22 protein-coding genes are annotated in these 21,164 nt (G+C 66.7%); 15 read left to right on the top strand and 7 right to left on the bottom strand.

The window, feature by feature from the left end:
• From A5678_RS22910 to A5678_RS22870, 9 genes are read left to right on the top strand one after another with little or no spacing between them, the layout of a single operon-like run.
• Complete coding sequence (locus A5678_RS22910) at window positions 1–843, top strand: ABC transporter permease (RefSeq protein ID WP_068047308.1); 843 nt, start codon at window positions 1–3, stop codon at window positions 841–843.
• Between the two features lie 19 nt (window positions 844–862).
• Window positions 863–2,065, top strand: coding sequence for an MCE family protein (locus tag A5678_RS22905; RefSeq protein WP_068047307.1), 1,203 nt, complete (start codon window positions 863–865; stop codon window positions 2,063–2,065).
• On the top strand, window positions 2,065–3,117 hold the full coding sequence (locus tag A5678_RS22900; RefSeq protein ID WP_068047306.1) for a virulence factor Mce family protein: 1,053 nt from the start codon (window positions 2,065–2,067) through the stop codon (window positions 3,115–3,117). Before A5678_RS22905 ends, A5678_RS22900 begins: the two co-directional genes overlap by 1 nt.
• Window positions 3,107–4,171 carry a virulence factor Mce family protein gene (locus tag A5678_RS22895; RefSeq protein WP_068047303.1) on the top strand — a complete coding sequence of 355 codons (1,065 nt, stop codon included), beginning with the start codon at window positions 3,107–3,109 and terminating at the stop codon, window positions 4,169–4,171. The genes A5678_RS22900 and A5678_RS22895 overlap by 11 nt, the downstream gene beginning before the upstream one ends.
• Complete coding sequence (locus tag A5678_RS22890; protein WP_068047300.1) at window positions 4,168–5,622, top strand: virulence factor Mce family protein; 1,455 nt, start codon at window positions 4,168–4,170, stop codon at window positions 5,620–5,622. The genes A5678_RS22895 and A5678_RS22890 overlap by 4 nt, the downstream gene beginning before the upstream one ends.
• Window positions 5,623–6,780 carry a virulence factor Mce family protein gene (locus A5678_RS22885; protein ID WP_068047298.1) on the top strand — a complete coding sequence of 386 codons (1,158 nt, stop codon included), beginning with the start codon at window positions 5,623–5,625 and terminating at the stop codon, window positions 6,778–6,780.
• Between the two features lie 13 nt (window positions 6,781–6,793).
• Window positions 6,794–8,518, top strand: a complete 1,725-nt coding sequence (locus tag A5678_RS22880) for a virulence factor Mce family protein (RefSeq protein ID WP_068047295.1) — start codon at window positions 6,794–6,796, stop codon at window positions 8,516–8,518.
• The gene (locus tag A5678_RS22875; protein WP_197502228.1) at window positions 8,518–9,207 is read left to right on the top strand and encodes a mammalian cell entry protein; all 690 of its coding nucleotides are present in this window, start codon (window positions 8,518–8,520) and stop codon (window positions 9,205–9,207) included. The genes A5678_RS22880 and A5678_RS22875 overlap by 1 nt, the downstream gene beginning before the upstream one ends.
• Complete coding sequence (locus tag A5678_RS22870; RefSeq protein WP_068047293.1) at window positions 9,207–9,698, top strand: mammalian cell entry protein; 492 nt, start codon at window positions 9,207–9,209, stop codon at window positions 9,696–9,698. Before A5678_RS22875 ends, A5678_RS22870 begins: the two co-directional genes overlap by 1 nt.
• 12 nt (window positions 9,699–9,710) lie before the next feature.
• Here the strand turns inward: A5678_RS22870 and A5678_RS22865 are convergent, their stop codons facing one another.
• From A5678_RS22865 to A5678_RS27330, 3 genes are all read right to left on the bottom strand, one after another.
• Complete coding sequence (locus A5678_RS22865; RefSeq protein WP_068047291.1) at window positions 9,711–10,289, bottom strand: hypothetical protein; 579 nt, start codon at window positions 10,287–10,289, stop codon at window positions 9,711–9,713.
• A gap of 84 nt (window positions 10,290–10,373) precedes the next feature.
• Window positions 10,374–11,855 (bottom strand): trehalose-6-phosphate synthase, encoded by a 1,482-nt coding sequence (locus tag A5678_RS22860; protein WP_068047288.1) that lies wholly within the window; start codon window positions 11,853–11,855, stop codon window positions 10,374–10,376.
• Window positions 11,856–12,020 (bottom strand): hypothetical protein, encoded by a 165-nt coding sequence (locus tag A5678_RS27330; RefSeq protein WP_102419489.1) that lies wholly within the window; start codon window positions 12,018–12,020, stop codon window positions 11,856–11,858.
• 16 nt (window positions 12,021–12,036) lie between these two features.
• On the opposite strand from A5678_RS27330, the gene A5678_RS22855 reads away from it, so the two are divergent.
• From A5678_RS22855 to A5678_RS22840, 4 genes are all read left to right on the top strand, one after another.
• Window positions 12,037–12,714, top strand: coding sequence for a phosphate ABC transporter ATP-binding protein (locus tag A5678_RS22855; RefSeq protein WP_197502227.1), 678 nt, complete (start codon window positions 12,037–12,039; stop codon window positions 12,712–12,714).
• A complete protein-coding gene (gene fetB / locus A5678_RS22850; protein WP_068047285.1) occupies window positions 12,714–13,511 on the top strand; it encodes an iron export ABC transporter permease subunit FetB in 798 nt (265 codons plus the stop codon). The genes A5678_RS22855 and fetB overlap by 1 nt, the downstream gene beginning before the upstream one ends.
• A gap of 63 nt (window positions 13,512–13,574) precedes the next feature.
• Window positions 13,575–14,498 (top strand): enoyl-CoA hydratase, encoded by a 924-nt coding sequence (locus A5678_RS22845; RefSeq protein WP_068047283.1) that lies wholly within the window; start codon window positions 13,575–13,577, stop codon window positions 14,496–14,498.
• A 92-nt stretch (window positions 14,499–14,590) separates the two neighbouring features.
• Window positions 14,591–15,421 (top strand): SDR family oxidoreductase, encoded by an 831-nt coding sequence (locus A5678_RS22840; protein WP_068047281.1) that lies wholly within the window; start codon window positions 14,591–14,593, stop codon window positions 15,419–15,421.
• On the opposite strand, the gene A5678_RS22835 is transcribed toward A5678_RS22840, so the two are convergent.
• Window positions 15,404–16,297 (bottom strand): NAD(P)-dependent oxidoreductase, encoded by an 894-nt coding sequence (locus tag A5678_RS22835; protein WP_068047272.1) that lies wholly within the window; start codon window positions 16,295–16,297, stop codon window positions 15,404–15,406. The genes A5678_RS22840 and A5678_RS22835 overlap by 18 nt on opposite strands.
• A 76-nt stretch (window positions 16,298–16,373) precedes the next feature.
• Here A5678_RS22835 and A5678_RS22830 point away from each other — a divergent pair, with 76 nt between their 5' ends.
• The gene (locus A5678_RS22830) at window positions 16,374–17,165 is read left to right on the top strand and encodes an SDR family NAD(P)-dependent oxidoreductase (protein WP_068047254.1); all 792 of its coding nucleotides are present in this window, start codon (window positions 16,374–16,376) and stop codon (window positions 17,163–17,165) included.
• A 51-nt stretch (window positions 17,166–17,216) separates the two neighbouring features.
• On the opposite strand, the gene A5678_RS22825 is transcribed toward A5678_RS22830, so the two are convergent.
• Window positions 17,217–18,773: an LCP family protein gene (locus tag A5678_RS22825; RefSeq protein ID WP_156747045.1), complete on the bottom strand. Its 1,557-nt coding sequence runs from the start codon at window positions 18,771–18,773 to the stop codon at window positions 17,217–17,219.
• 258 nt (window positions 18,774–19,031) lie between these two features.
• The gene (locus tag A5678_RS22820) at window positions 19,032–19,217 is read right to left on the bottom strand and encodes a hypothetical protein (RefSeq protein ID WP_068047250.1); all 186 of its coding nucleotides are present in this window, start codon (window positions 19,215–19,217) and stop codon (window positions 19,032–19,034) included.
• Between the two features lie 273 nt (window positions 19,218–19,490).
• Between A5678_RS22820 and A5678_RS28080 the strand changes: the two genes are divergently transcribed.
• The gene (locus tag A5678_RS28080) at window positions 19,491–19,670 is read left to right on the top strand and encodes a hypothetical protein (protein WP_068047235.1); all 180 of its coding nucleotides are present in this window, start codon (window positions 19,491–19,493) and stop codon (window positions 19,668–19,670) included.
• On the opposite strand, the gene A5678_RS22810 is transcribed toward A5678_RS28080, so the two are convergent.
• Window positions 19,671–21,155: an amidase gene (locus A5678_RS22810; RefSeq protein ID WP_068047232.1), complete on the bottom strand. Its 1,485-nt coding sequence runs from the start codon at window positions 21,153–21,155 to the stop codon at window positions 19,671–19,673.
• Window positions 21,156–21,164: the final 9 nt, after the last annotated feature.

Below are 21,164 nucleotides of genomic sequence, written 5' to 3'. Positions count from 1 at the left end.
ATGAGCTACGACGTCACCTACCGGCTGCGCAACCTCGCCGTCCGGCTGCAGGAGCCGGTCGACGAATTCGGTGAGCAGGCGTTGTTCTATGGCCAAACCGTCCGGTACGTCCCGAATGCCCTCACCCGCTACCGCAAAGAGACGGTCCGGCTGATCGCCGAGATGACAATGGGCGCCGGGGCGCTCGTCATGATCGGCGGCACGGTGGGCGTCGCGGCCTTCCTGACCCTGGCCTCCGGCGGCGTGATCGCCGTGCAGGGGTATTCGTCGCTGGGCAACATCGGCATCGAGGCGCTGACGGGCTTCCTGTCGGCTTTTCTCAACGTCCGCGTCGTCGCGCCGGTGATTGCCGGCATCGCGCTGGCTGCCACCATCGGTGCCGGTGCCACCGCACAGCTGGGCGCCATGCGGGTGTCCGAGGAGATCGACGCGGTCGAATGCATGGCGGTGCACTCGGTGTCCTATTTGGTGTCGACCCGGCTGATCGCCGGCCTCATCGCCATCATTCCGCTGTATTCGCTGTCGGTCCTGGCCGCGTTCTTCGCCGCCCGCTTCACCACGGTGTACATCAACGGGCAGTCCAAGGGTCTCTACGACCACTACTTCAATACGTTCCTCATCCCGTCGGACCTGCTGTGGTCGTTCCTGCAGGCGATCGTGATGTCGATCGCGGTGATGCTCGTACATACCTATTACGGCTACAACGCCAGCGGCGGCCCGGTCGGCGTCGGCATCGCGGTCGGCCAGGCCGTGCGTACCTCGCTGATCGTCGTCGTCGTCATCACGCTGTTCATCTCACTCGCGGTTTACGGCGCGTCCGGTAACTTCAACCTCTCCGGGTAAGAGGACCGCTTAAAGGAACATGGCAGACACACGAACGCGACTTACCTCTGTCCGGCTGGCAGCCGCGGTGCTGGCCAGCCTGATAGTGGCATTCGCCGTCGTCACTTACCTTTCCTACACAGCGGCTTTCGCCTCGATTGACAACGTCACGGTCTCGGCTCCGCGGGCCGGGCTGGTGATGGAGAAGGGCGCCAAGGTCAAATACCGGGGCATCCAGATCGGCAAGGTCGAGGCCATCGACTATTCCGGTGACCAGGCGCGACTGACGCTGGGCATCAACAGCAACGACATGCACTTCATCCCCTCCAACGCGACGGTGCATATCGGCGGCAACACCATATTCGGCGCCAAGTCGGTGGAATTCCTTCCGCCGCAGAATCCTTCGCCGACCTCGCTGCGCCCGGACGCGCACGTCACGGCCTCTGCGGTGCAGCTGGAAGTCAACACCTTGTTCCAGTCGCTGATGGACCTGCTGCACAAAGTCGACCCCGTCGAGCTCAACGGGACCCTGAGCGCGCTGTCCGAAGGTTTGCGCGGCCACGGCGACGACCTGGGCGGTATCTTGTCGGGCCTGAACACGTTGACGCGCCAGGCAAACCCGAAGCTGCCTGCGCTGCAGGAGGATTTCCGCAAGGCGGCGGTCGTCACAAACATCTACGCCGACGCTGCTCCGAACCTGAACACCGTCTTCGACAACCTGCCGACGATCAACAAGACGGTCGTCGATCAGCAGAACAACCTCAACGACACGCTGTTGGCGACGATCGGCCTGGCCAACAACGCCTATGAGACGCTGGAGCCGGCCGAGCAGAACTTCATCGATGCCATCAACCGGCTGCGGGCCCCGCTGAAGGTGGCCGCCGACTACTCACCGGAATTCGGCTGCCTGTTCGCCGGCATCGAGCGCGGCATCAAGGAATTCGCGCCGTTGATCGGTGTCCGCAAGGCGGGCCTGTTCACGTCCTCAAGCTTCGTACTGGGCGCGCCGTCGTACACGTACCCCGAGTCCCTGCCGATCGTCAACGCCTCCGGCGGCCCGAACTGCCGCGGCCTGCCCGACATTCCGACCAAGCAGACCGGCGGGTCGTTCTACCGCGCCCCGTTCCTGGTGACCGACAACGCGAACATCCCCTACGAGCCGTTCACGGAACTGCAGTTCGACGCGCCCTCGACGCTGCAGTTCCTGTTCCACGGCGCCTTCGCGGAACGGGACGACTTCTGATGGCCGCGGGGGAAATGCCGACGCACCGGTCGATGATGATCAAGGTCAGCATCTTCGCGGTGGCCATGCTGCTCGTATCCGCGGGACTGGTGGTGATCTTCGGCGACTTCCGATTCGGTCCCGAAAGCACTTACCACGCAACGTTTACCAACGTCTCACGGTTGAAGGCGGGCCAGAAGGTGCGCATCGCCGGTGTGCCGGTCGGTGCGGTGTCCGGCGTGAAGCTCAACCAGGACAACACCATCGACGTGTCGTTCGGACTCGACAAGCGCTACACGCTCTATTCCTCCACCCGCGCGGTAATCCGCTACGAAAACCTGGTCGGTGACCGGTATTTGGAGATCACCTCGGGACCGGGAGAGCTGCGGAAGCTACCGCCGGGCAGCACCATCAACGCCCAACACACCCAGCCCGCACTGGATCTCGACGCGCTGCTGGGCGGCCTTCGTCCGGTGCTCAAGGGTCTGGACGCGGACAAGGTAAACACGATCAGCAGCGCCGTCATCGAGTTGCTGCAGGGCCAGGGCGGCGCGTTGTCCAACGTGCTGGCCGACACCAGCGCGTTCTCATCGGCGTTGGGCCAGCGGGACCAGCTCATCGGCGACGTGATCAACAACCTCAACACCGTGCTCAAGACCGTCGACCAGCGCAGCGCCCAGTTCTCCACCAGCGTCGACCAGTTGCAGCAACTGATCAGCGGGCTGGCCAAGAACAAGGACGACATCGCGGGGGCCATCCCGCCGTTGGCCTCCACGACCACGGATCTGACTGAGCTGCTGCAGAATTCGCGCCGCCCGCTGCAGGGCATACTGGAAAACACCCGCCCGCTGGCGACCGAGCTGGACAACCGGAAGGCCGAGGTCAACAACGACATCGAGCAGCTGGGTGAGGACTACCTGCGGCTGGCGGCGCTCGGCGCCTACGGCTCGTTCTTCAACATTTACTTCTGTTCCGTGACGATCAAGATCAACGGGCCGGCCGGCAGCGACATCCTGCTGCCGCTCGGCGGCCAGGTCGATCCCAGCAAGGGGAGGTGCGCTTTTGTCAAGTAACGCAAAGCGTGAGCGCGACCCGCTGCGCACCGGCGTCTTCGGCGTGGTGCTGGTGGTGTGCGTCGTGCTCATCGCATTCGGTTACGCGGCCTTGCCGTTCTTCCCGCAGGGCAAGATCTACGACGCCTATTTCTCTGACGCCGGCGGCATCAATCCGGGTAACGCCGTCTACGTATCGGGTTTCAAGGTCGGCAAGGTGACCTCAGTCGGGCTGGCCGGAGACAGCGCCAAGATCAGCTTCAGCGTGGACCGCCATGTCGCCGTCGGTGACCAGTCGCTCGCGTCCATCCGCACCGACACCATCCTCGGTGAGCGCTCCATCTCGGTGACGCCGGCCGGCAGCGGCAGATCAACCACGATCCCGCTCAGCCGCACGACCACGCCGTACACGCTCGCCGGCGCGCTGGAGGACCTGGGGCAGAACGCCAACAACCTGAACAAGCCTCAATTCGAGCAGGCGTTGAACGTGTTGACCGACACGCTGCACGACGCGACCCCCGAGCTACGTGGTGCGCTCGACGGTGTCACGTCGCTGTCGCGCACGCTGAACCGCCGTGACGAAGCGCTGCAAAGCCTGCTGGCACATGCGAAGTCAGTGACCGGTGTGTTGTCCCAGCGCGCCGAACAAGTCAATAAGCTGGTCGACGATGGCAACGAGTTGTTCGCCGCGCTCGACGAGCGGCGCGCGGCCCTGGGGCAACTGATCTCCGGGATTCAGGGCCTCTCGGCGCAGATCTCCGGCTTCGTCGCCGACAACCGCAAGGAATTCGGCCCGGCGCTGAGCAAGCTCAACGACGTGCTGAGCAATCTCAACGAGCGCCGCGACTACATCACCGAGGCCCTCAAACGGCTACCGACCTACGCGACCGAGCTGGGCGAGGTCGTGGGGTCCGGACCGGGATTCAACGTCAACGTCTATGGGGTGATCCCGGCGCCGCTGCTCGCGACGATGTTCGACTTCTTCTACCAACCCGGCAAGATGCCGGCCAGCCTCGCCGACTACCTGCGCGGGCTGATCCAGGAGCGCTGGATCATTAGGCCGAAGTCGCCATGATGCAGCGGATCGCCGGCAGCCGGGGGCTGCGCTACACCACCGCCATCGCGCTCATCGCGGTGTTGGTGGGTGGCGTATATGTGCTGTCGTCGACCGGCAACACGCGCAGCATCGTCGGCTACTTCACGTCCGCCGTCGGGCTCTACCCCGGCGACCAGGTCCGCGTCCTCGGCGTTCCGGTGGGTCGGGTCGACACGATCGAGCCGCGGCCCTCCGACGTCAAGATCACCATGTCGGTGTCCAAGGACGTGAAGATCCCGAAGGACGCCAAGGCCATCATCATGTCGCCGAACCTGGTGGCGGCGCGGTTCATTCAGCTAACGCCGGCGTACACCGGTGGGCAGGTGCTGCCCGACGGCGGGAGCATCCCCCTCGGGCGCACTGGCGTCCCGGTGGAGTGGGATGAGGTCAAAGAGTCGCTGACGCAGCTGGCCGTCCAGCTCGGTCCCACCACGGGGTCGATGCAGGGGCCGTTGGGGCGGGCGATCAACCAGGCCGCGGACACGTTCAACGGCAACGGCGATTCGTTCCACAACGCGTTGCGCGAACTCTCCCAAGCCGCTGGGCGGCTGGGGGATTCACGCAGTGACATCTTCGGCACGGTCAAAAATCTCCAGGTTCTGGTCAACGCGCTATCGGCCAGCAACGAACAGATCGTGCAGTTCGCCGGCAACGTCGCCTCGGTCTCCCAGGTGCTCGCCGACAGTTCCCGGCACCTCGACAACACTTTGGGCACGCTGAACAAGGCGCTCTCCGACATCCGGGGTTTCCTGCACGAGAACAACTCGACCATCATCGATACGGTCAACAATCTCAACGACTTCGCCAAAACGCTGAGCGACCAGAGCGACAACATCGAGCAGGTGCTGCACGTGGCGGGCCCCGGCATCGCGAACTTCTACAACATCTATGACCCGGCGCAGGGCACGCTGAACGGCCTGTTGTCGATTCCGGAATTCGCCAACCCCGTGCAGTTCATCTGCGGTGGGTCCTTCGAAACGGCGGGCGGACCGCGCGCGCCCGACTACTTCCGGCGCGCTGAGTTGTGCCGTGAGCGGCTGGGGCCGGTCCTGCGCAGGCTCACGGCGAACTACCCGCCGATCATGTTCCACCCGCTCAACACGATCACCGCCTACAAGGGTCAGATCATCTACGACACCCCGGAAACCCAGGCCAAATCGGCGACGCCGGTTCCCGATCTGACTTGGATCCCGGCCAACGGTGCGAAGACGCCGCCCGCCGCCCAGAACCCGGCGGACCTCCAGGCGTTGCTGGTTCCTCCGGCCCCGCAGACCGGCCCGGCCCCGCAGACCGGCCCAGCCCCGGGCCCGGCGCCGGCCTTGGGTAACGCAGCTCCGGCCCCCGGTCCCGCCTCGGGGAGCGCTTTCGGGCCGCTTCCCGGGCCCGCGCCCGGCCAGGCGCCGCCGCCGGCCGACCAAGGGGGCGGCTAAGTGAACCGAATGTGGTTGCGCGGTGGCGCTTTAGCGGCGGGCAGCGCCCTGCTGGCCGGCTGCCAGTTCAACGGTCTGAACTCGCTGGCGATGCCCGGCACCGCCGGTCATGGCGGCGGCGCCTACTCGATCACCGTCGATCTGCCCGACGTGGCGACCCTGCCGCAGAACTCTCCGGTCATGGTGGACGACGTCACCGTTGGCAGCGTCTCCGGAATTCAAGCCATGCAGCGGTCCGATGGATCGTTTTATGCGGCAGTGAAATTGTCGCTGGACAAGAATGCGGTGCTGCCCGCCAACGCGACGGCGACGGTCGCGCAGACGTCGCTGTTGGGTTCGATGCACATCGACCTGGCCCGGCCCAAGGGCAAGCCGGCCGTCGGCAAACTGACCGACGGGTCCAAAATCTCGGAGTCCAACACCGGACGCTATCCCACCACCGAGGAGGTGCTGTCGGCCCTCGGTGTCGTGGTGAACAAGGGCAACGTCGGTGCCCTGGAAGAGATCACCGACGAGACCTATCAGGCCGTCGCCGGCCGGCAAGACCAGTTCGTCGACCTGGTCCCCCGGCTGGCGGAGCTGACGGCCGGACTCAACCGGCAGGTCAATGACATCATCGATGCGGTCGACGGATTGAACCGATTTTCGGCGAGCCTGGCCCGTGATAAGGACAACCTGGGCCGGGCGCTGGACACGCTGCCCGACGCGATCCGGGTGCTGAACAAGAACCGCGACCACATCGTCGAGGCCTTCAGCGCGCTGCACAAGTTGGCGAATGTCACCTCGCACATCCTGGCGAAGACGAAGGTGGATTTCGCGGCCGACCTCAAGGATCTGTATTCGGTCGTCAAGGCCCTCAACGACAATCGGAAGAACTTCGTCACCTCGCTGCAACTGCTGCTGACATTTCCGTTCCCCAACTTCGGCATCAAGCAGGCGGTGCGGGGCGACTACCTGAACGTGTTCACCACCTTCGACCTCACGTTGCGCCGGCTCGGCGAGACGTTCTTCACCACGTCGTACGCGCTTGATCCGAACATGATGCACATGAGCGAGGTCCTCAACCCTCCGGACTTCCTGACCGGCGAAATGGCCAACCTGTCCGGACAGGCGGCCGATCCGTTCAAGATTCCGCCCGGCACGGCTTCAGGACAGTAGGGGGCGGGCGCAGATGCACGACAGACTGACCAGGATCCAGCTATGGATCTTCGCGGCGATCACCGCCATCACGCTGACCGTGATGGCAATCTTCTACCTGCGGCTGCCCGCGACGTTCGGCCTCGGAACCTACGCCGGGACGGCGGATTTCGTCGCCGGGGGCGGCTTGTACAAGAACGCCAACGTCACCTACCGCGGCGTCGCCGTCGGCCGGGTGGAATCGGTGGGGCTCAATCCCAATGGCGTCACCGCGGGGATGCGGCTCAACAGCGGCACAGCCATCCCGTCGAACGTCACCGCCACCGTCAAGAGCGTGTCGGCCGTCGGTGAGCAATACATCGACCTGGTGCCACCGAGCGCACCGGCGGGGACCAAGCTGCGCAACGGGTTTCGGATCGAGCGGCAGAACACCCGGATCGGTCAGGACGTCGCCGAGCTGTTGAAACGCGCGGAGGCACTGACCAACAGCCTGGGCGACACCCGCTTGCGCGAGGTGCTGCACGAGACGTTCATCGCGACCAACGGGTCGGGACCCGAGCTGGCCCGGCTGTTCGAGTCCGCGCGTTTGCTGGTGGACGAGGCCAACGCCAACTACCCGCAGGTCTCCCAGCTGATCGACCAGGCCGGCCCGTTCCTGGAATCCCAGATCCGCGCCGGCGCCGACATCAAGTCGCTGTCCGATGGGCTGGCGCGGTTCACCTCCGAGGTGCGCCAGGCAGACCCGCAGCTGCGCGACACGCTGGCCACCGCCCCGGGCGCCACCGACGAGGCCAGCACGGCGTTCTCCGGCATCCGCCCGTCCTTCCCGGCGCTGGCGGCCAGCCTGGCCAACCTGGGCCGGGTGGGCGTCATCTACCACAAATCGATCGAGCAGCTGCTGGTGGTGCTGCCGGCGCTGTTCGCCGCGATCACCACGGCCGCCGGCGGCACGCCCCAGGACGAGGGCGCCAAGCTCGACTTCAAGCTCGACCTCAATGACCCGCCGCCGTGCGCCGTCGGCTTCCTCCCTCCGCCGCTGATGCGCACCCCGGCCGACGAGACCGTGCGCGAGCTGCCGAGGGACATGTACTGCAAGGTGGCCCAGAACGATCCGAGCACCGTGCGCGGCGCCCGCAACTATCCGTGCCAGGAGTTCCCGGGCAAACGGGCGCCGACGATTCAGCTCTGCCGCGACCCGAAAGGCTATGTGCCCGTTGGCCGTAACCCGTGGCGAGGCCCGCCGGTGCCCTACGACACCCCGGTCACCAACGGGCTGAACACCCTGCCGCCCAACAAGTTCCCGTACATCCCTCCGGGTGCCGATCCCGATCCGGGTGTTCCGATCGTCGGGCCGCCGCCCCCGGGTGTCGTCCCCGGGCCGGGACCGGCGCCGCACCAGCCGGCGTACGACCCGCCGCCGCCGAACGACAGGCCGCCGCCGCCCGGCAACCCGTCGTGGATGCCGCCGGGCGTGCCTCCGGTGCCGCCCCAGCTTCCGTACCCGAAGTGGCTGCCGCCGCCGGCACCGCCGGAGGGGATCAACCCACCGCCGGCGGGCCCGGGACCGGAGAAGCCGTGGGGACCGCCGCCGGGGGCTTCGCAGCCGCAGGCCAGCGGACCGGCTTACGCCACCTATGACGAGAAGACCGGCGCGTTCAAAGACCCGGCCGGCGGCACTGGTATTTTCGCGGCCGGTGCTAGCGGCGCGTCCAGCGCCGAGAATTGGGTGGACCTGATGCTTGATCCGAGGCCGATGTAGTGGCAGCCGAGCCAACGACCAATCCGCGCGTTCGTCGCCGGGCATCGCGCGCTGCCGGACCGGCCAAAGCCGAGGCCGAGCCGGCGGCGACGGTGCAGGTGGAGATGGAAGGCGCGCAGTCGGCGAAGCCCGTCACCACGCTCAAGTCCGTCAAGCCGCCACCGCGGCGGCGGCCGCACCGCGCCCTGGTGGCCTGGACCTCGTTTGCGGCCGGGCTATTGGCCGTCGGCGCGTTGGCCGGTTGCGTGGCGTTGCTGATCGTGCAGCAGCGGCACGCGAACGCTCAGCAAGCGCGAGACCAGCGCTTCGTCGACACCGCCACGCAAACGGTGGTCAACATGTTCAGCTACAAGCAGGACAACATCGACGAGAGCGTGAACCGGTTCTACAACGGCACCAGCGGACCGCTGCGCGGAATGCTCGGCGCCAACAACAACATCGAAAACCTCAAGGCCCTGTTCCGCACCACCAATGCGACATCGGAAGCCGTCATCAACGGCGCAGCCTTCGAGGGGTTCGACTCGGTCACCGACAATGCCTCCGTGCTGGTTTCGGTGCGCGTCACGGTCGCCGACATCGATGGGGTCAATAAGCCCTCCATGCCCTATCGGCTGCGGGTCATCGTGCACCAGGACGAGCAAGGGAAGATGACGGGCTACGACCTGAAGTATCCCAACGGGGGCAATTGATGCGGTGGCGGCGGTGGCTGCTCGTCGTCGCGGGCTGCGCGCTGGCCGTGGCGTTCGTCGGATTGTCCGCGGCGGCCGGCTGGTTCTACTGGGGGCGGGTGGAGACTCGAGGCGAGCAAGCGGCGCGGGCGGTGCTACCGGGCTTGGCTACCAAGGAGATTCCCGAGGTGTTCGCCTACGACTATCAGACGGTGGAACGCAGCCTGAGCGAGGCGTATCCGCTTCTGACCCCCGACTATCGCCAGGAGTTCCGGAAAAGCGCCAACGCGCAGATCATTCCGGAGGCGAAGAAGCGCGAGGTGGTCGTCCAGGCCAGCGTGGTGGGCGTGGGAGTGATGTCCGCCAAACGTGATTCCGCATCGGTGATGGTCTACATGAACCGCACGGTGACCGATAAGTCACGCCAACCGCTCTACGACGGAAGCCGGCTGCGAGTGGACTTCAAGAAGATCGGCAAGCAGTGGCTGATCAACTACATCACACCGATCTAGCCGAAGCGGGTATCAGAAGCAGATCGCGATCTCGTTGCATCGCAACGGGTAACGCTGCACCGGGCTGGGCGGGGGTCCGTTGAGCGTCAGCGAGAACGGCTGCTTCTTCATGTCGGGCTGCAGCCCGCAGACGGCGCCGTGCAGGATCGTGTGGGTGCCGGTGAGTGTTTCGTCGCTGAATGCGTAGGTCTCGGTGGTCGGCGCGGTGCCGCCGCCGGGACATGACACGCCGTTCGCCTTATCCACCTTGAAGGTCCACAGCATGCTGGACATCCGGGCCCGGCCGCTGAAGTTCTGCAACTTGTCCGCGGCGCTGATCTGTTCGTTCGTAGAGCTCACGATGTTCAGGGCGCAGTTCATCGCCCACACGATCGGGTCTGAGTAGTCGTTCATGTTCCGGGTTCCGTTCGGCTGGTCGCACAGCGCCGAGATGGTCCAAGTCACGCCAGACGCACCAGCCTCGTTCAAGTTGTAGTTGCCGTCCGGCGGCGGTCCGATCGCGTGCGCGGGGTCACCCGAGTCCAGCGCGATTCCGATGGCGACTGCCGAGAAGATGCCTGCGCCGGCGGCTAACGCGCGACGGAGCTTCACCGTGCCCTCCCTTTCCGGACTTCCCCTGCACCGATCCACCGAGTATCACAGCGTTTGGGCCGCAACACCATGGGTTCGGGCGGCCTACTTGGCGTCCTGCGCCTGCGGCTCCGCCAGCGCCTCCAGGAACGACCGCGCCCAGCGGTCGACGTCGTGGGCGAGGACCTGTCGCCGCATCGACCGCATCCGGCGCCGGCCCTCCTCGACGGGCTGGTTCAGCGCCGCTTCGATCGCGTCCTTGACGCCCTCCAGATCGTGCGGGTTGACCAGATATGCCTGCCGGAGTTCGGCGGCAGCGCCGGTGAATTCGGACAGGACCAGCGCACCGCCGAGGTCGCTGCGGCAGGCGACGTACTCCTTGGCGACCAGGTTCATTCCGTCACGCAGTGGGGTGACCAGCATGACGTCGGCGGCCACGAAGAAGGCGATCAACTCGTTGCGCGGGACCGGACGGTGCAAGTAGTGCACCACCGGATGGCCGACCTCCCCGTATTCGCCGTTGATGTGGCCCACTTCGCGCTCGATGTCGTTGCGCAGGATCTGGTAGCTCTCCACGCGTTCGCGGCTCGGCGTTGCGAGCTGCACCAGCACGGTGTCGTCGCGCTTCGCGCGTCCTTCCGCGAGCAGTTCCGAGAAGGCCTTCAGCCGCACATCGATGCCCTTGGTGTAGTCCAGCCGGTCGACGCCGAGCAGCACTTTGCGGGGGTTGCCTAGCTCCGCCCGGATCTCCCGGGCGCGCCGCCTGACGTCGCGGTCGCGGGCGGCATGATCGAGCGAGCCGGAGTCGATCGAGATGGGAAAGGCGCCCACCCGGACGACGCGCGACCCGAGATCGACCTCGCCGTACCGCGTCCGCACTCCGACCGATCCGCGGGATGTGTTGACGCCGATCAATCGCCGGGACAGGAACAGGAAATTCTGGGCGCCCCCGGTCAGGTGGAAGCCCACCAGGTCGGCGCCGAGCAGGCCCTCGATGATCTCGGTGCGCCAGGGCAGCTGCATGAACAGTTCCACCGGCGGGAAGGGGATGTGCAGAAAGAACCCGATGGTCAGGTCGGGACGCAGTTCCCGCAGCATCTTGGGGACCAGCTGAAGCTGGTAGTCCTGCACCCACACGGTCGCGCCCTCGGCGGCGGCGCGGGAGGTGGCCGCGGCGAAGCGCCGATTGACCTCGACGTAGCGGTCCCACCATTGGCGGTGGTAGATCGGTTTGACGATGACGTCGTGGTATAGCGGCCACAGCGTGGCGTTGGAGAACCCCTCGTAGTACTGAGCGATGTCGTCGGCGCTCAGCCGCACCGGGCGCAGCTCCAGGTCTTCCTGGACGATGGGCTCGTCTTCGGAATCGGTTTCCTCCTCGGCGACGCCCGCCCAGCCGACCCATGCGCCCCGCTGGCGGCGCAGCAACGGCTCCAACGCCGTCACCAGGCCGCCGGGGCTGCGCTTCCACGCCGTGGTGCCGTCGGGAAGCCGTTCCTGGTCTACCGGCAGCCGGTTGGCGACCACCACAAAGTCGGAATTCCCGAAGGCCGGTGTCTTCGAGTCGTGCCCGTCCCCGGGTGCCATTTACGCGTCGAGTTTTGCGGGCCCAATACCGAGCATGGACAAGAAGACGCGGCATTCGTCGGCGTCGTTCGCATAGGCCGCGACGACTCGCCTGGCCTGGCTCGCGGTGCTGTCGGCAACCGGTTCGACGTCGCCGATCTCGCCAGGGTCAGATTTCGTAGCCATGACATAACTGTAGGTGATGCAGGATGAGCAGGTGGGTGAGGACTTGATGTTCGAGTTCCTCGACGTGGTCGTAGAGCGGCAAGGAGTGCGGGCGCTGGACGGCCTGACGGCCGCGATCCCGGGTCGGGGCGTGACGGCGGTGTTCGGACCGTCGGGCTCGGGCAAATCCACCCTGCTTCGGCTGTGTAACCGGCTCGAGGTGCCGACGAGCGGCACGGTGTCGTTCTGCGGCGAGGACGTCGCCGGCATCGATCCCCTCTGGTTGCGGCGCCGGGTGGGCATGTGTTTCCAGCGTCCGACGCCGTTTCCCGGGACGGTCGCCGACAACCTGCGGGCAGCCCGCCCTGACGCTTCCGACGAACGGATGCGGGACACCCTGTCCCGCGTCGGTCTGACCGGATCCTGGCTGGACCGCGACGCCACGGCCCTGTCCGGCGGGGAGGCGCAGCGCATGTGCCTGGCCCGCACGCTGATGGCGCAACCGCAGGTGTTGCTCCTCGACGAACCCACCTCTGCCGTCGACGCCGACGCCGCTACGGTGATCGAGCGTGCCGTGCGTGACCTGGCGGCCGACGGGATTCCCGCCCTGTGGGTCACCCACGATTCGGCGCAGGTCGAGCGCGCCGCGGACCGGGTCCTGCACATCGAGCGGGGCCGCAGCCTCGGGCTCGGCCCGGTCGGGTCGGTGGCGTGATGAGCGGCCAGGTTGGCTGGATCGGCCTGGCGGCATCGCTGATTCTGGTGGCCTTTGCGGCGGGGATTTCGCTCTGGCAGCGGTTGGGACTGCAGGGGCAACTGGTGTGGGCGGCGGCCCGCGCCCTGGCGCAGCTACTGCTCGTCGGCGGCGCGCTGACCTTGCTGTTCGAGCCGGGCCGTTCCCTGTGGTGGTCATGGGCGTGGGTGGCCGGCATGGTGGCCTACGCCGGGGATCTCGCCCGGCGCCGGGCGCCTGAGGTGCCGCGACTCGGGCCGCTGACGATCGCGGCGTTCGCCGCCGCGGCCGTCATCACGCTCGGGGTGATTTTCGGGCTGCGGGTGTTTCCCCTGCAGGCGCGGACCTTGGTGCCGGTCGCCGGGATGATGATCGGCAACTCGATGACCGCCACGGTGTTGGTGGCCCGGCGGTTGGTCGATGAGCTGCGCGACAAGCGCGACGAGGTCGAAGCCAGGCTCGCGCTCGGGCAACCCTCTCGTCAGGCCGCCTCCCCATACCTGCGGACCGCGTTGCGGTCGGCGATATCGCCGCAGATCGAAACCACGAAAGCCACCGGACTGGTGTTCCTCCCGGGCGCCATGACGGGGCTCATCCTCGCCGGCGTACACCCGGTGCAGGCCGTGCTGGTCCAGGCCGTCGTGATGTTCTTGATCCTGGGCTCGGTGGCGGCCACCACCGTCGTCGTCGCACTCGGACTCGTCCGCCTGGCGTTCACCCGCGACCACCGCCTGCTGCCGCTCGGCATGCGGCCGGTCGGCTCGCCCACCCACCGGTGACCCACTTACACACTGGCCGTAATGTGTAAAGACGTCGGACCTACAACAAGGGAGGTGGGCCGCATGACACTCTCCGAGCAAGCCGGTGCTCAGACGGGCAACGCCGACGCTGACGAGCTGGTCAGCTACGAGACTCTCGACGAGGGTCGCATTGCGCGGATCTGGCTCAACCGGCCGGACGCCCACAACGCGCAAAGCCGCGGCCTGCTGGTGCAACTCGACGAGGCGTTTCTGCGCGCCGAGGCCGACGACACCGTGCGAGTGGTGATCCTGGCGGCGCGGGGCCGTAACTTCTCCGCCGGCCACGACCTGGGCTCAGAGCTGGCGATCGCCGAGCGCAGCCAGCTTCCGAGCTTCCGCATGAACGGTGGGACCCGCGATCCGATCGCGGAGAAGATCTACCTGCAGGAGTGGCACTACTTCTTCCAAAACACCTGCCGCTGGCGCGATTTGCGGAAAATCACCATCGCCCAGGTGCAGGGCAACGCGATCTCCGCGGGTCTGATGCTGATTTGGGCGTGCGATCTCATCGTGGCCGCCGACAATGCCAAGTTCAGCGACGTGGTCGCCGTCCGCTTGGGGATGCCGGGCGTCGAATATTACGCCCACCCTTGGGAATTCGGTCCCCGCAAGGCCAAAGAGCTGCTGCTGACCGGAGATGCGCTCGACGCCGACGAGGCGTATCGCCTGGGCATGGTGTCGAAGGTGTTCCCGGTCGACGAGCTGGCCGAAAAGACACTGGAATTCGCCCGGCGAATCGCCGACCGGCCCACGATGGCGGCGCTGCTCGTCAAGGACTCGGTCAACGCCGCTTCGGACGCAATGGGATTCACCGAGGCCTTGCGGCACGCGTTCCACATCCACGAGTTGGGGCATGCGCACTGGGCGGCCCACAACGAGAACAGGTACGCGGTCGGATTGCCGCCCGACGTCGAGGACTGGCGCAACGCGAAGCCGACGCAGGTCGCCCGCCGCGACACGCCGTAGCGCTCGCCGGTCGCATGCGGCTACCCGTTGCCGCGGCGAGTTTTATGCGTGGTTCGATATCTAGAACCTGTTTCAGTTTGAGAGGGCGTCGCGTGCAGCTTTCTTTCGAGAACCGGACGTATCTGGTCACCGGCGGTGGCAGCGGGATCGGCAAGGGCGTGGCCGCCGGGCTGGTCGCGGCAGGCGCCTCGGTCATGATCGTGGGCCGCAACCCCGACCGGCTGGCGGGGGCCGTCAGCGAGATCGAAGCGCTTCCGGGCGGCGGGTCCGTTCGCTACGAGCCGACCGACGTCACCAATGAGGAGGAGGCCGCCCGCGCGGTGGACGCCGCCACGGCCTGGCACGGTCAGCTCCACGGGGTGGTGCATTGCGCCGGTGGCTCGGAGACGATCGGGCCGATCACCCAGATCGACTCGGAAGGCTGGCGACGCACCGTCGACCTGAACGTCAACGGCACCATGTACGTGCTCAAGCACGCCGCGCGGGAACTGGTCCGCGGCGGCGGGGGTTCGTTCGTGGGCATCTCGTCGATCGCGGCCAGCAACACCCACCGGTGGTTCGGCGCCTACGGGGTCAGCAAGTCGGCCGTCGACCACATGATGCAGCTGGCCGCCGACGAGCTCGGGCCGTCCTGGGTGCGCGTCAACAGCATCCGGCCGGGCCTGATCCGCACGGATCTGGTCGCCCCGGTCTTCGCTGTGCCGGAGGTCAGCGAAGACTACCGGGAGTGCACGCCGCTGCCTAGGCCCGGCGAGGTCGAGGACGTGGCCAACCTGGCGATGTTCCTACTCAGCGACGCGGCGTCCTACATCACCGGGCAGATCATCAACGTCGACGGTGGGCTCATGCTGCGGCGCGGCCCGGACTACTCCGCGATGCTGGAACCCGCGTTCGGTGCCGACGGGCTACGCGGAGTCGTCTGACACCAGGCCGGCGTCTCGATCGGCGAGTGTGGCGAGCGCCGACCAGTCCAGGTGCCCGCCGCCCGTGGCCACCAGGGTGAGGAAGCGGTCGCGCAGCAGGCTTGCCACCGGCAGTGGCACCTGCAACTGCTCGGCGGCGGCGAGCGCCAGGCGAACGTCTTTGAGGCCCAGCTGGGCGGCGAACCCGGCCGGCTCGAATTCCCGGCGCGCGATCAGTCCTCCATATGTCTGATAGACGGGCGCCGCAAACAACGTCGAGGTGAGGATGTCGACGTACTGCTGCCTGTCCACCCCCGCCTTGGCGACCAGCGCGACGGCCTCACTGACGCTCTCGATCACCGACGCGATGAGGAAGTTGCCGCTCAGCTTGACCAGGTTGGCGGTGTGCGGCTGCTCGGACACCACGAAGGTCCGCTGGCCGATCGCGTCGAACAGTGGGGAGAGTGCCTGCAGCACCGGCGGCTCGCCGGCTGCGACGACGAAAAGCTCTGCGGCAGTTGCCGCTTCGGGTCTGCCGAATACCGGCGCTGCGGCGTACCGCTGACCCGCCTCAGCGTGCGCGCCGGCCAGCCGGTCCGAGAGGGCGACGCTGACGGTGCTCGACGAGACGTGTGTGGCGTCCGGCGCCAGCGCCGCCAGGATCCCGTGTTCGCCGAATGCGACGGCCTCGACGGCGTGGTCGTCGGCCAGCATTGTGAACACCACCTCGCCGGTGCACGCCTCGGCGACGGTTGAGGCGGCGATGGCGCCCCGCTTGACCAGGGCGTCCGCCTTGCCGGGGGAGCGGTTGTAGACGGTGACCCGATGACCCGCCCCGATCAGATTGGCGGCCATTCCCCGGCCCATGTTGCCCAAGCCGATAAATCCGATGTCCATGCATCCACTCTGCCTTGTTGGGGGCCGTCCTTTGCGATGATGAGCGCCTAGTGACGCGACGAGCACGGGAGCAGCAATGAATCGACTCGAGGGCAAGCGAATTCTGGTCACAGGCGCCGCGTCGGGGATCGGGCAGGCGACCGCGCTGCGGCTCCTCGACGAGGGCGCCGACGTGGTCGCCTCGGACGTCGCCGAGGGCGGTCTGGACACCACCAGGGCCCGCGCGGCCGGGGCCGCGACCGCCGGCCGCCTCACCACCGTGCCGATGGACGTGGGCAACGAGGACTCGGTGATCGACGGCGTGTGCCTGGCCGTCGAAAAGCTCGGCGGCCTGGATTCATTGGTCAATGCCGCCGGCATCCTGCGCGCCGCGCACACCCACCAGACCAGCCTGGAAATGTGGAACCAGATCGTCGGGGTCAACCTGACCGGGACGTTTCTCGTTGTGCGCGAAGCGCTCCCGGCGCTACTGGAGAATTCGCGCAGCGCGATCGTCAACTTCAGTTCGACCTCGGCTTCGTTCGCCCACCCATACATGGCGGCGTACGCGGCGAGCAAAGGCGGCATCCAGGCCTTCACCCATTCGCTGGCGCTGGAGTACGCGCGCGACGGCCTGCGCGCAGTCTGTGTGGCACCCGGCAGCATCAAGTCCGGAATCACCGACGCGACCGGGGGATATATCCCGAAAGACGCTGACTGGTCGCTGTTTTCGAGGCTTATGCCTATCCTGCCGACCACCGTGGAGTCCAGCGGCACCGGGATGGCGGACCCGTCGGTGGTTGCCGGGGTGATCGCCATGCTGGTCTCCGATGACGGTGCGTTCATCACCGGGACCGAGATCCGCATCGACGGCGGGACGCACGCTTAGCCCGATGGCGGCGACCCGCCGCGCCCGGCTTCGCCGCGCTTGCGATCGCCGCTAGTTGACGCAGGGCACGCCGCCGCCGTCGATCGGCTTGCCCTGATCCGGCGTCGGGTAGGTCGTGGTGGTGCCGTTGTAGTAGTACGCCTTGGCCTTGGTCGACGTTGTGGTGCTCGTCATTTCGTCCGAAGTGCCGTCGTCAACCATCGACACCGAGAAATTGGTATCCACGGTGACCCTGATATGTCCGGGCTGGACGCTGGGATCGGGCTGACTGGGCGCGTCGAGGCCCAGGAGTTTGGCCACGTTGCTGGCGTCGGTTTCCACCCCTGCACCGTACGCGACCGTGCTCGCCGTGGGCTCACCCGTATTGCGATCCCGGGTCTGCCCTGTGGTGTAGCCGTGGTTCTGCAGCGCGTGCGACACCTCGGTCGCGAGTCCGCTCGTGCTGCCGGCATTGATTACGTCGACGACGGTCGATGGACTCGGTTTGGCAGCCGTGGTGGCGGGCGTCGTACTCGGGGGCGAGCCGCCGATCGCCGTGGCCACCTCCGCCTTGATCGCGGCCGGGTCGATGATGTTGACGTCCTGGCCGTCGATGTTGTCGTAGCGCACCACCGGCAGCGTTCGGAACTCGACGCGGCCGCTGGAGGCCAGCGAACCCAGCCGCTGGATCATTTCCTCATCCCAACCGGACGACAGCACTACATCTTTACGCGCGACCGCCATGAGGCCCTTGAGCTTGTCGAGGTTGGTGAAGGTTCCCGCCGCCTGCAACTCCTGCATGACCGACGAAATGAACGCCTGCTGCCGGTGGGTCCGGTCCAGGTCCCCGTTTTCCAGGCCGTGGCGCTGACGTACGAAGGACAACGCCTGGGAGGCGTCCAGCGTCTGTCGCCCTGCCGGGAAGTCGGCACCGGAGTAGGAGTCGTAGACGGGATGGTTGAGGCAGACCTCGACTCCGCCCAGGGTCTGCGCCAGGTCAAAGAACCCGGCCAGATTGACCTCGGCGAAATAGTCGATCGGAACGCCGGTCAGGTTGCGCACCGCGCGCAGGGTCGCCGCCCGGCCGGCTTCGCGCCCTTTCGTCTCGAGTTCTTTCTGGCTGCTGGCGCCCTGGTTTGCCAGCTTGTTCGCGACGTACTGTTTGGTGAGCCCGTATGCCTCTTTGATCTTGATGTGGTTGTATCCGGGGACCCCGGTGAAGGGCACCCAGTCGTCGCGTGGGATCGAGAAGGCGACAACTTTGTTGTCGGCGCTGACGTGCACCAGGATCAGCGTGTTGGTGTTGTAGCCGCCGTCGTCCGAATCGCCGGCGTGCAGATGCTTCAGGATCGACCAGGGCAGGTCGTTGCCGTCCTGATCTTTCCGCGAGTCCAGCCCGATCAGCAGGATGTTCATGTCGTCGCCGCTGGACCGCGGATCGTCGGGCTGCAGGGCGTTCGAAACGGTGATGCCGCCCAATGCGCCGTGAGCCACGTAGTAACCCGCCCCGGTCAGCCCCACCGCCGCCACCGAGACCAGCGCGCCCAAGGTACGCGTCAGCCCTTTACGGAAACGTGAGGGTTGGCGGACCGCTCGATGACGGCGATGGGCACCGCCCGAGCGGGCCATCACAAACCTCTGCCCACGCCCAGCGCATCACCAGGGACCGCAACGGCGGTTTGCGGCGATGTCGCTTCAAGCATGATGTCAAGTATGCGTTAGCTTGCTGTGAAGCCCCCAATCGAGAACGCTTCCCAAGTCGTCGCCTTCCGGCCGGCCGCGCGCGCGCCAGCGGCTGCGATCTGGGCCTGACCAGCGCGTTCGGACGAGGACGTCGCGCCGTCGTCTCGACTAGGTCACACTGCCGACGAGACCGACGTGAACTCGTTATCGGGCCGAGACGCCGGCTAACGCGGCTTTGACGAGGTCCTCGCCCGAATCGTAGAAAACGGTGATGTTCGAGCCGGTGATGATCTCGGCGAGGTAGACACCGAGCGGCTCGACCTCGTAGTAGTAATGAACGTTGCCCTGCCCACGAGGACGATCGAGCACCACGCCGGTGAAGGCCAGCAAGCAGCCGGTGTCCTGACCGGGGGTCGGAGTTCAAGGCCGCAGGCGTTTCGATCCCCGGGGTCGGCGGGTAGGCAACCCGGAGCCGATCGGAGGGCTAACGATGGACACCAGCGAGCCGCCGGAGCGGGGAACTCCAAGCGAGACGCCCGAGCGGCTGACGCCGACGGAAACACCCGAACGGCCCGCGCCGGCAGATCCGCCGGAGCGTTTGACGCCGTCGGAACCGTCCGAGCGTTAAGCGAACGCAAGCAAGCTGAGCACCGGAGGTCAAGGATGCGCGCTGAAGAAGGCGACGAAACGGTCAAGGACTATGCCGCGGAGGGGAAGCAGACTCTCGGCAGGATCAAGGCCTCGCAACGAGCGGGGTATCGGCTCGGCGACGTGGCCCGGCGGTTCGCCAGGTTATGGCGAGGCGATCACGCGCCGGGGGACAGGCCCGGGTCCCCCGGTTAGTCAGGCGGGCGCCGGATACCGGTGCGCCCAGGGGTGGACTTCTTCGAGCTGGGCTGCAAGCTGGAGGAGATCGCCGTCGGCGCCCAGCCGCCCCACCAACTGCACACCGAGCGGAAGTCCGGCCTCCGTCCAATGCAGGGGCACGCTGATCGCGGGGCGGCCGGTGATGTTGGCGAGTTGCGTGTAAGGCACCCAGCCCAGGCTTTCCTGAATCAGCTGATCGAGAATCCCGCTGTGCGCCATGACTTTTCCCGCGCGCAACTTGCTCGCGACGCGGGCCACCTGTTGTAGCGGACGCGGTGTCGCCGTGGCGCCCACGCGAAGAGGCGGCGTGGCCAGGGTCGGGGTCAGCAGGCAATCGAAGGTCTCGTGGAACGTCGCCAGGGAACGAATGTGATTGTTTCTGCTCTCCAAGGCGAGAATCGGCGCCAACACGCCGGTGGCCCGGGCGAGTTCACTCACGGCCAAGGTGTCGGCCTCGAAATCGCGGTCGCCGGCACCGGTGCGCTCTCTGGCGTCGGCAACGTGTTGATAGAGCTGCGCGAACCAGATGGTGAGAAAGTCGCGCGCCAGGGCGGCGTCGTCGTACGGGGGTGGAACCTCCTCGACCCGGTGACCCAAATCGCTGAGGAGCGTCACCGTCCGTTCCACCGCGGCGACGGCTTCCCGATCGGGATGTGCGTTGATCGCGGAGGACCACGAGTATCCGATTCGCAGCGCGCCCGGGCGACGCTTGATGTGGTCGGCGAAAGTGCCTCGCGGAAGGGCGACTTCGTAGGCGGCGTGCGGATCGCGGCCGATTATCGCGTCGCACAGCGCGGCGCTGTCGCGCACGGTGCGTGACACGACGCCCTGCGTCACCATTCCGAACATCGGCTCGCCCGTCTGCGGGCCATAAGGCGACAGACCACGGCTTAACTTGAGGCCGACCAATCCGTTGCAGGCGGCGGGGATGCGGATCGATCCGCCACCGTCGTTCGCCCCGGCGGCCGCGACGATCCCGGCCGCGACCGCCGCTCCGGATCCACCCGATGAGCCGCCGGGAGTGTGCTCGGTCTTCCACGGGTTGCGAGCCGGGCCCCAGTAATCCGATTCCGTCACGCCCTTGGCCCCGAATTCGGGGGTGTTCGTCATTGCGAAGATCATCAGTCCCGCGTCCAGGAACCGCTGAGTCACCAGGGCGTGCCGATCGGCCACGTCGTTGGCCAGCGAACGGGAACCGCTCGACGTCGGAAAGCCGCGATACTCCTGGGCAAGGTCTTTGATTACGAAGGGCACACCGGCAAACGGTCCGCGCAGGTTCGGGTCGGCGGCCTGCCGGTCCGCCACGTCGCCGAGGCGGCGGACGATCGCGTTCAACCGCGGATTGACTGCGTCCGCTCGCTGCCGAGCCAATGCGAGAAGTTCGGCCGGCGTGACCTGCTTGCGCTCGACCAGTTCGGCCAACGCGGTCGCATCCAAGGACATGTACTCGTCAAGCTGCATCGGTTTCTC

It is taken from the genome of Mycobacterium sp. E2733, from assembly GCF_001667585.1.
Classification (GTDB): Bacteria; Actinomycetota; Actinomycetes; order Mycobacteriales; family Mycobacteriaceae; genus Mycobacterium.
The sequence above is the reverse complement of the archived record's forward strand: the minus strand, read 5'-3'. Positions and strand labels throughout refer to the sequence as shown.

Coding starts and splice junctions, on each gene's coding strand:
- A5678_RS22910 (WP_068047308.1), top strand. CDS start 1: ATGAGCTACGACGTCACCTACCGGCTGCGCAACCTCGCCGTCCGGCTG.
- A5678_RS22905 (WP_068047307.1), top strand. CDS start 863: ATGGCAGACACACGAACGCGACTTACCTCTGTCCGGCTGGCAGCCGCG.
- A5678_RS22900 (WP_068047306.1), top strand. CDS start 2,065: ATGGCCGCGGGGGAAATGCCGACGCACCGGTCGATGATGATCAAGGTC.
- A5678_RS22890 (WP_068047300.1), top strand. CDS start 4,168: ATGATGCAGCGGATCGCCGGCAGCCGGGGGCTGCGCTACACCACCGCC.
- A5678_RS22880 (WP_068047295.1), top strand. CDS start 6,794: ATGCACGACAGACTGACCAGGATCCAGCTATGGATCTTCGCGGCGATC.
- A5678_RS22870 (WP_068047293.1), top strand. CDS start 9,207: ATGCGGTGGCGGCGGTGGCTGCTCGTCGTCGCGGGCTGCGCGCTGGCC.
- A5678_RS22860 (WP_068047288.1), bottom strand. CDS start 11,855: ATGGCACCCGGGGACGGGCACGACTCGAAGACACCGGCCTTCGGGAAT.
- A5678_RS27330 (WP_102419489.1), bottom strand. CDS start 12,020: ATGGCTACGAAATCTGACCCTGGCGAGATCGGCGACGTCGAACCGGTT.
- A5678_RS22855 (WP_197502227.1), top strand. CDS start 12,037: ATGCAGGATGAGCAGGTGGGTGAGGACTTGATGTTCGAGTTCCTCGAC.
- fetB (WP_068047285.1), top strand. CDS start 12,714: ATGAGCGGCCAGGTTGGCTGGATCGGCCTGGCGGCATCGCTGATTCTG.
- A5678_RS22845 (WP_068047283.1), top strand. CDS start 13,575: ATGACACTCTCCGAGCAAGCCGGTGCTCAGACGGGCAACGCCGACGCT.
- A5678_RS22835 (WP_068047272.1), bottom strand. CDS start 16,297: ATGGACATCGGATTTATCGGCTTGGGCAACATGGGCCGGGGAATGGCC.
- A5678_RS22830 (WP_068047254.1), top strand. CDS start 16,374: ATGAATCGACTCGAGGGCAAGCGAATTCTGGTCACAGGCGCCGCGTCG.
- A5678_RS22825 (WP_156747045.1), bottom strand. CDS start 18,773: ATGGCCCGCTCGGGCGGTGCCCATCGCCGTCATCGAGCGGTCCGCCAA.
- A5678_RS28080 (WP_068047235.1), top strand. CDS start 19,491: ATGCGCGCTGAAGAAGGCGACGAAACGGTCAAGGACTATGCCGCGGAG.
- A5678_RS22810 (WP_068047232.1), bottom strand. CDS start 21,155: ATGCAGCTTGACGAGTACATGTCCTTGGATGCGACCGCGTTGGCCGAA.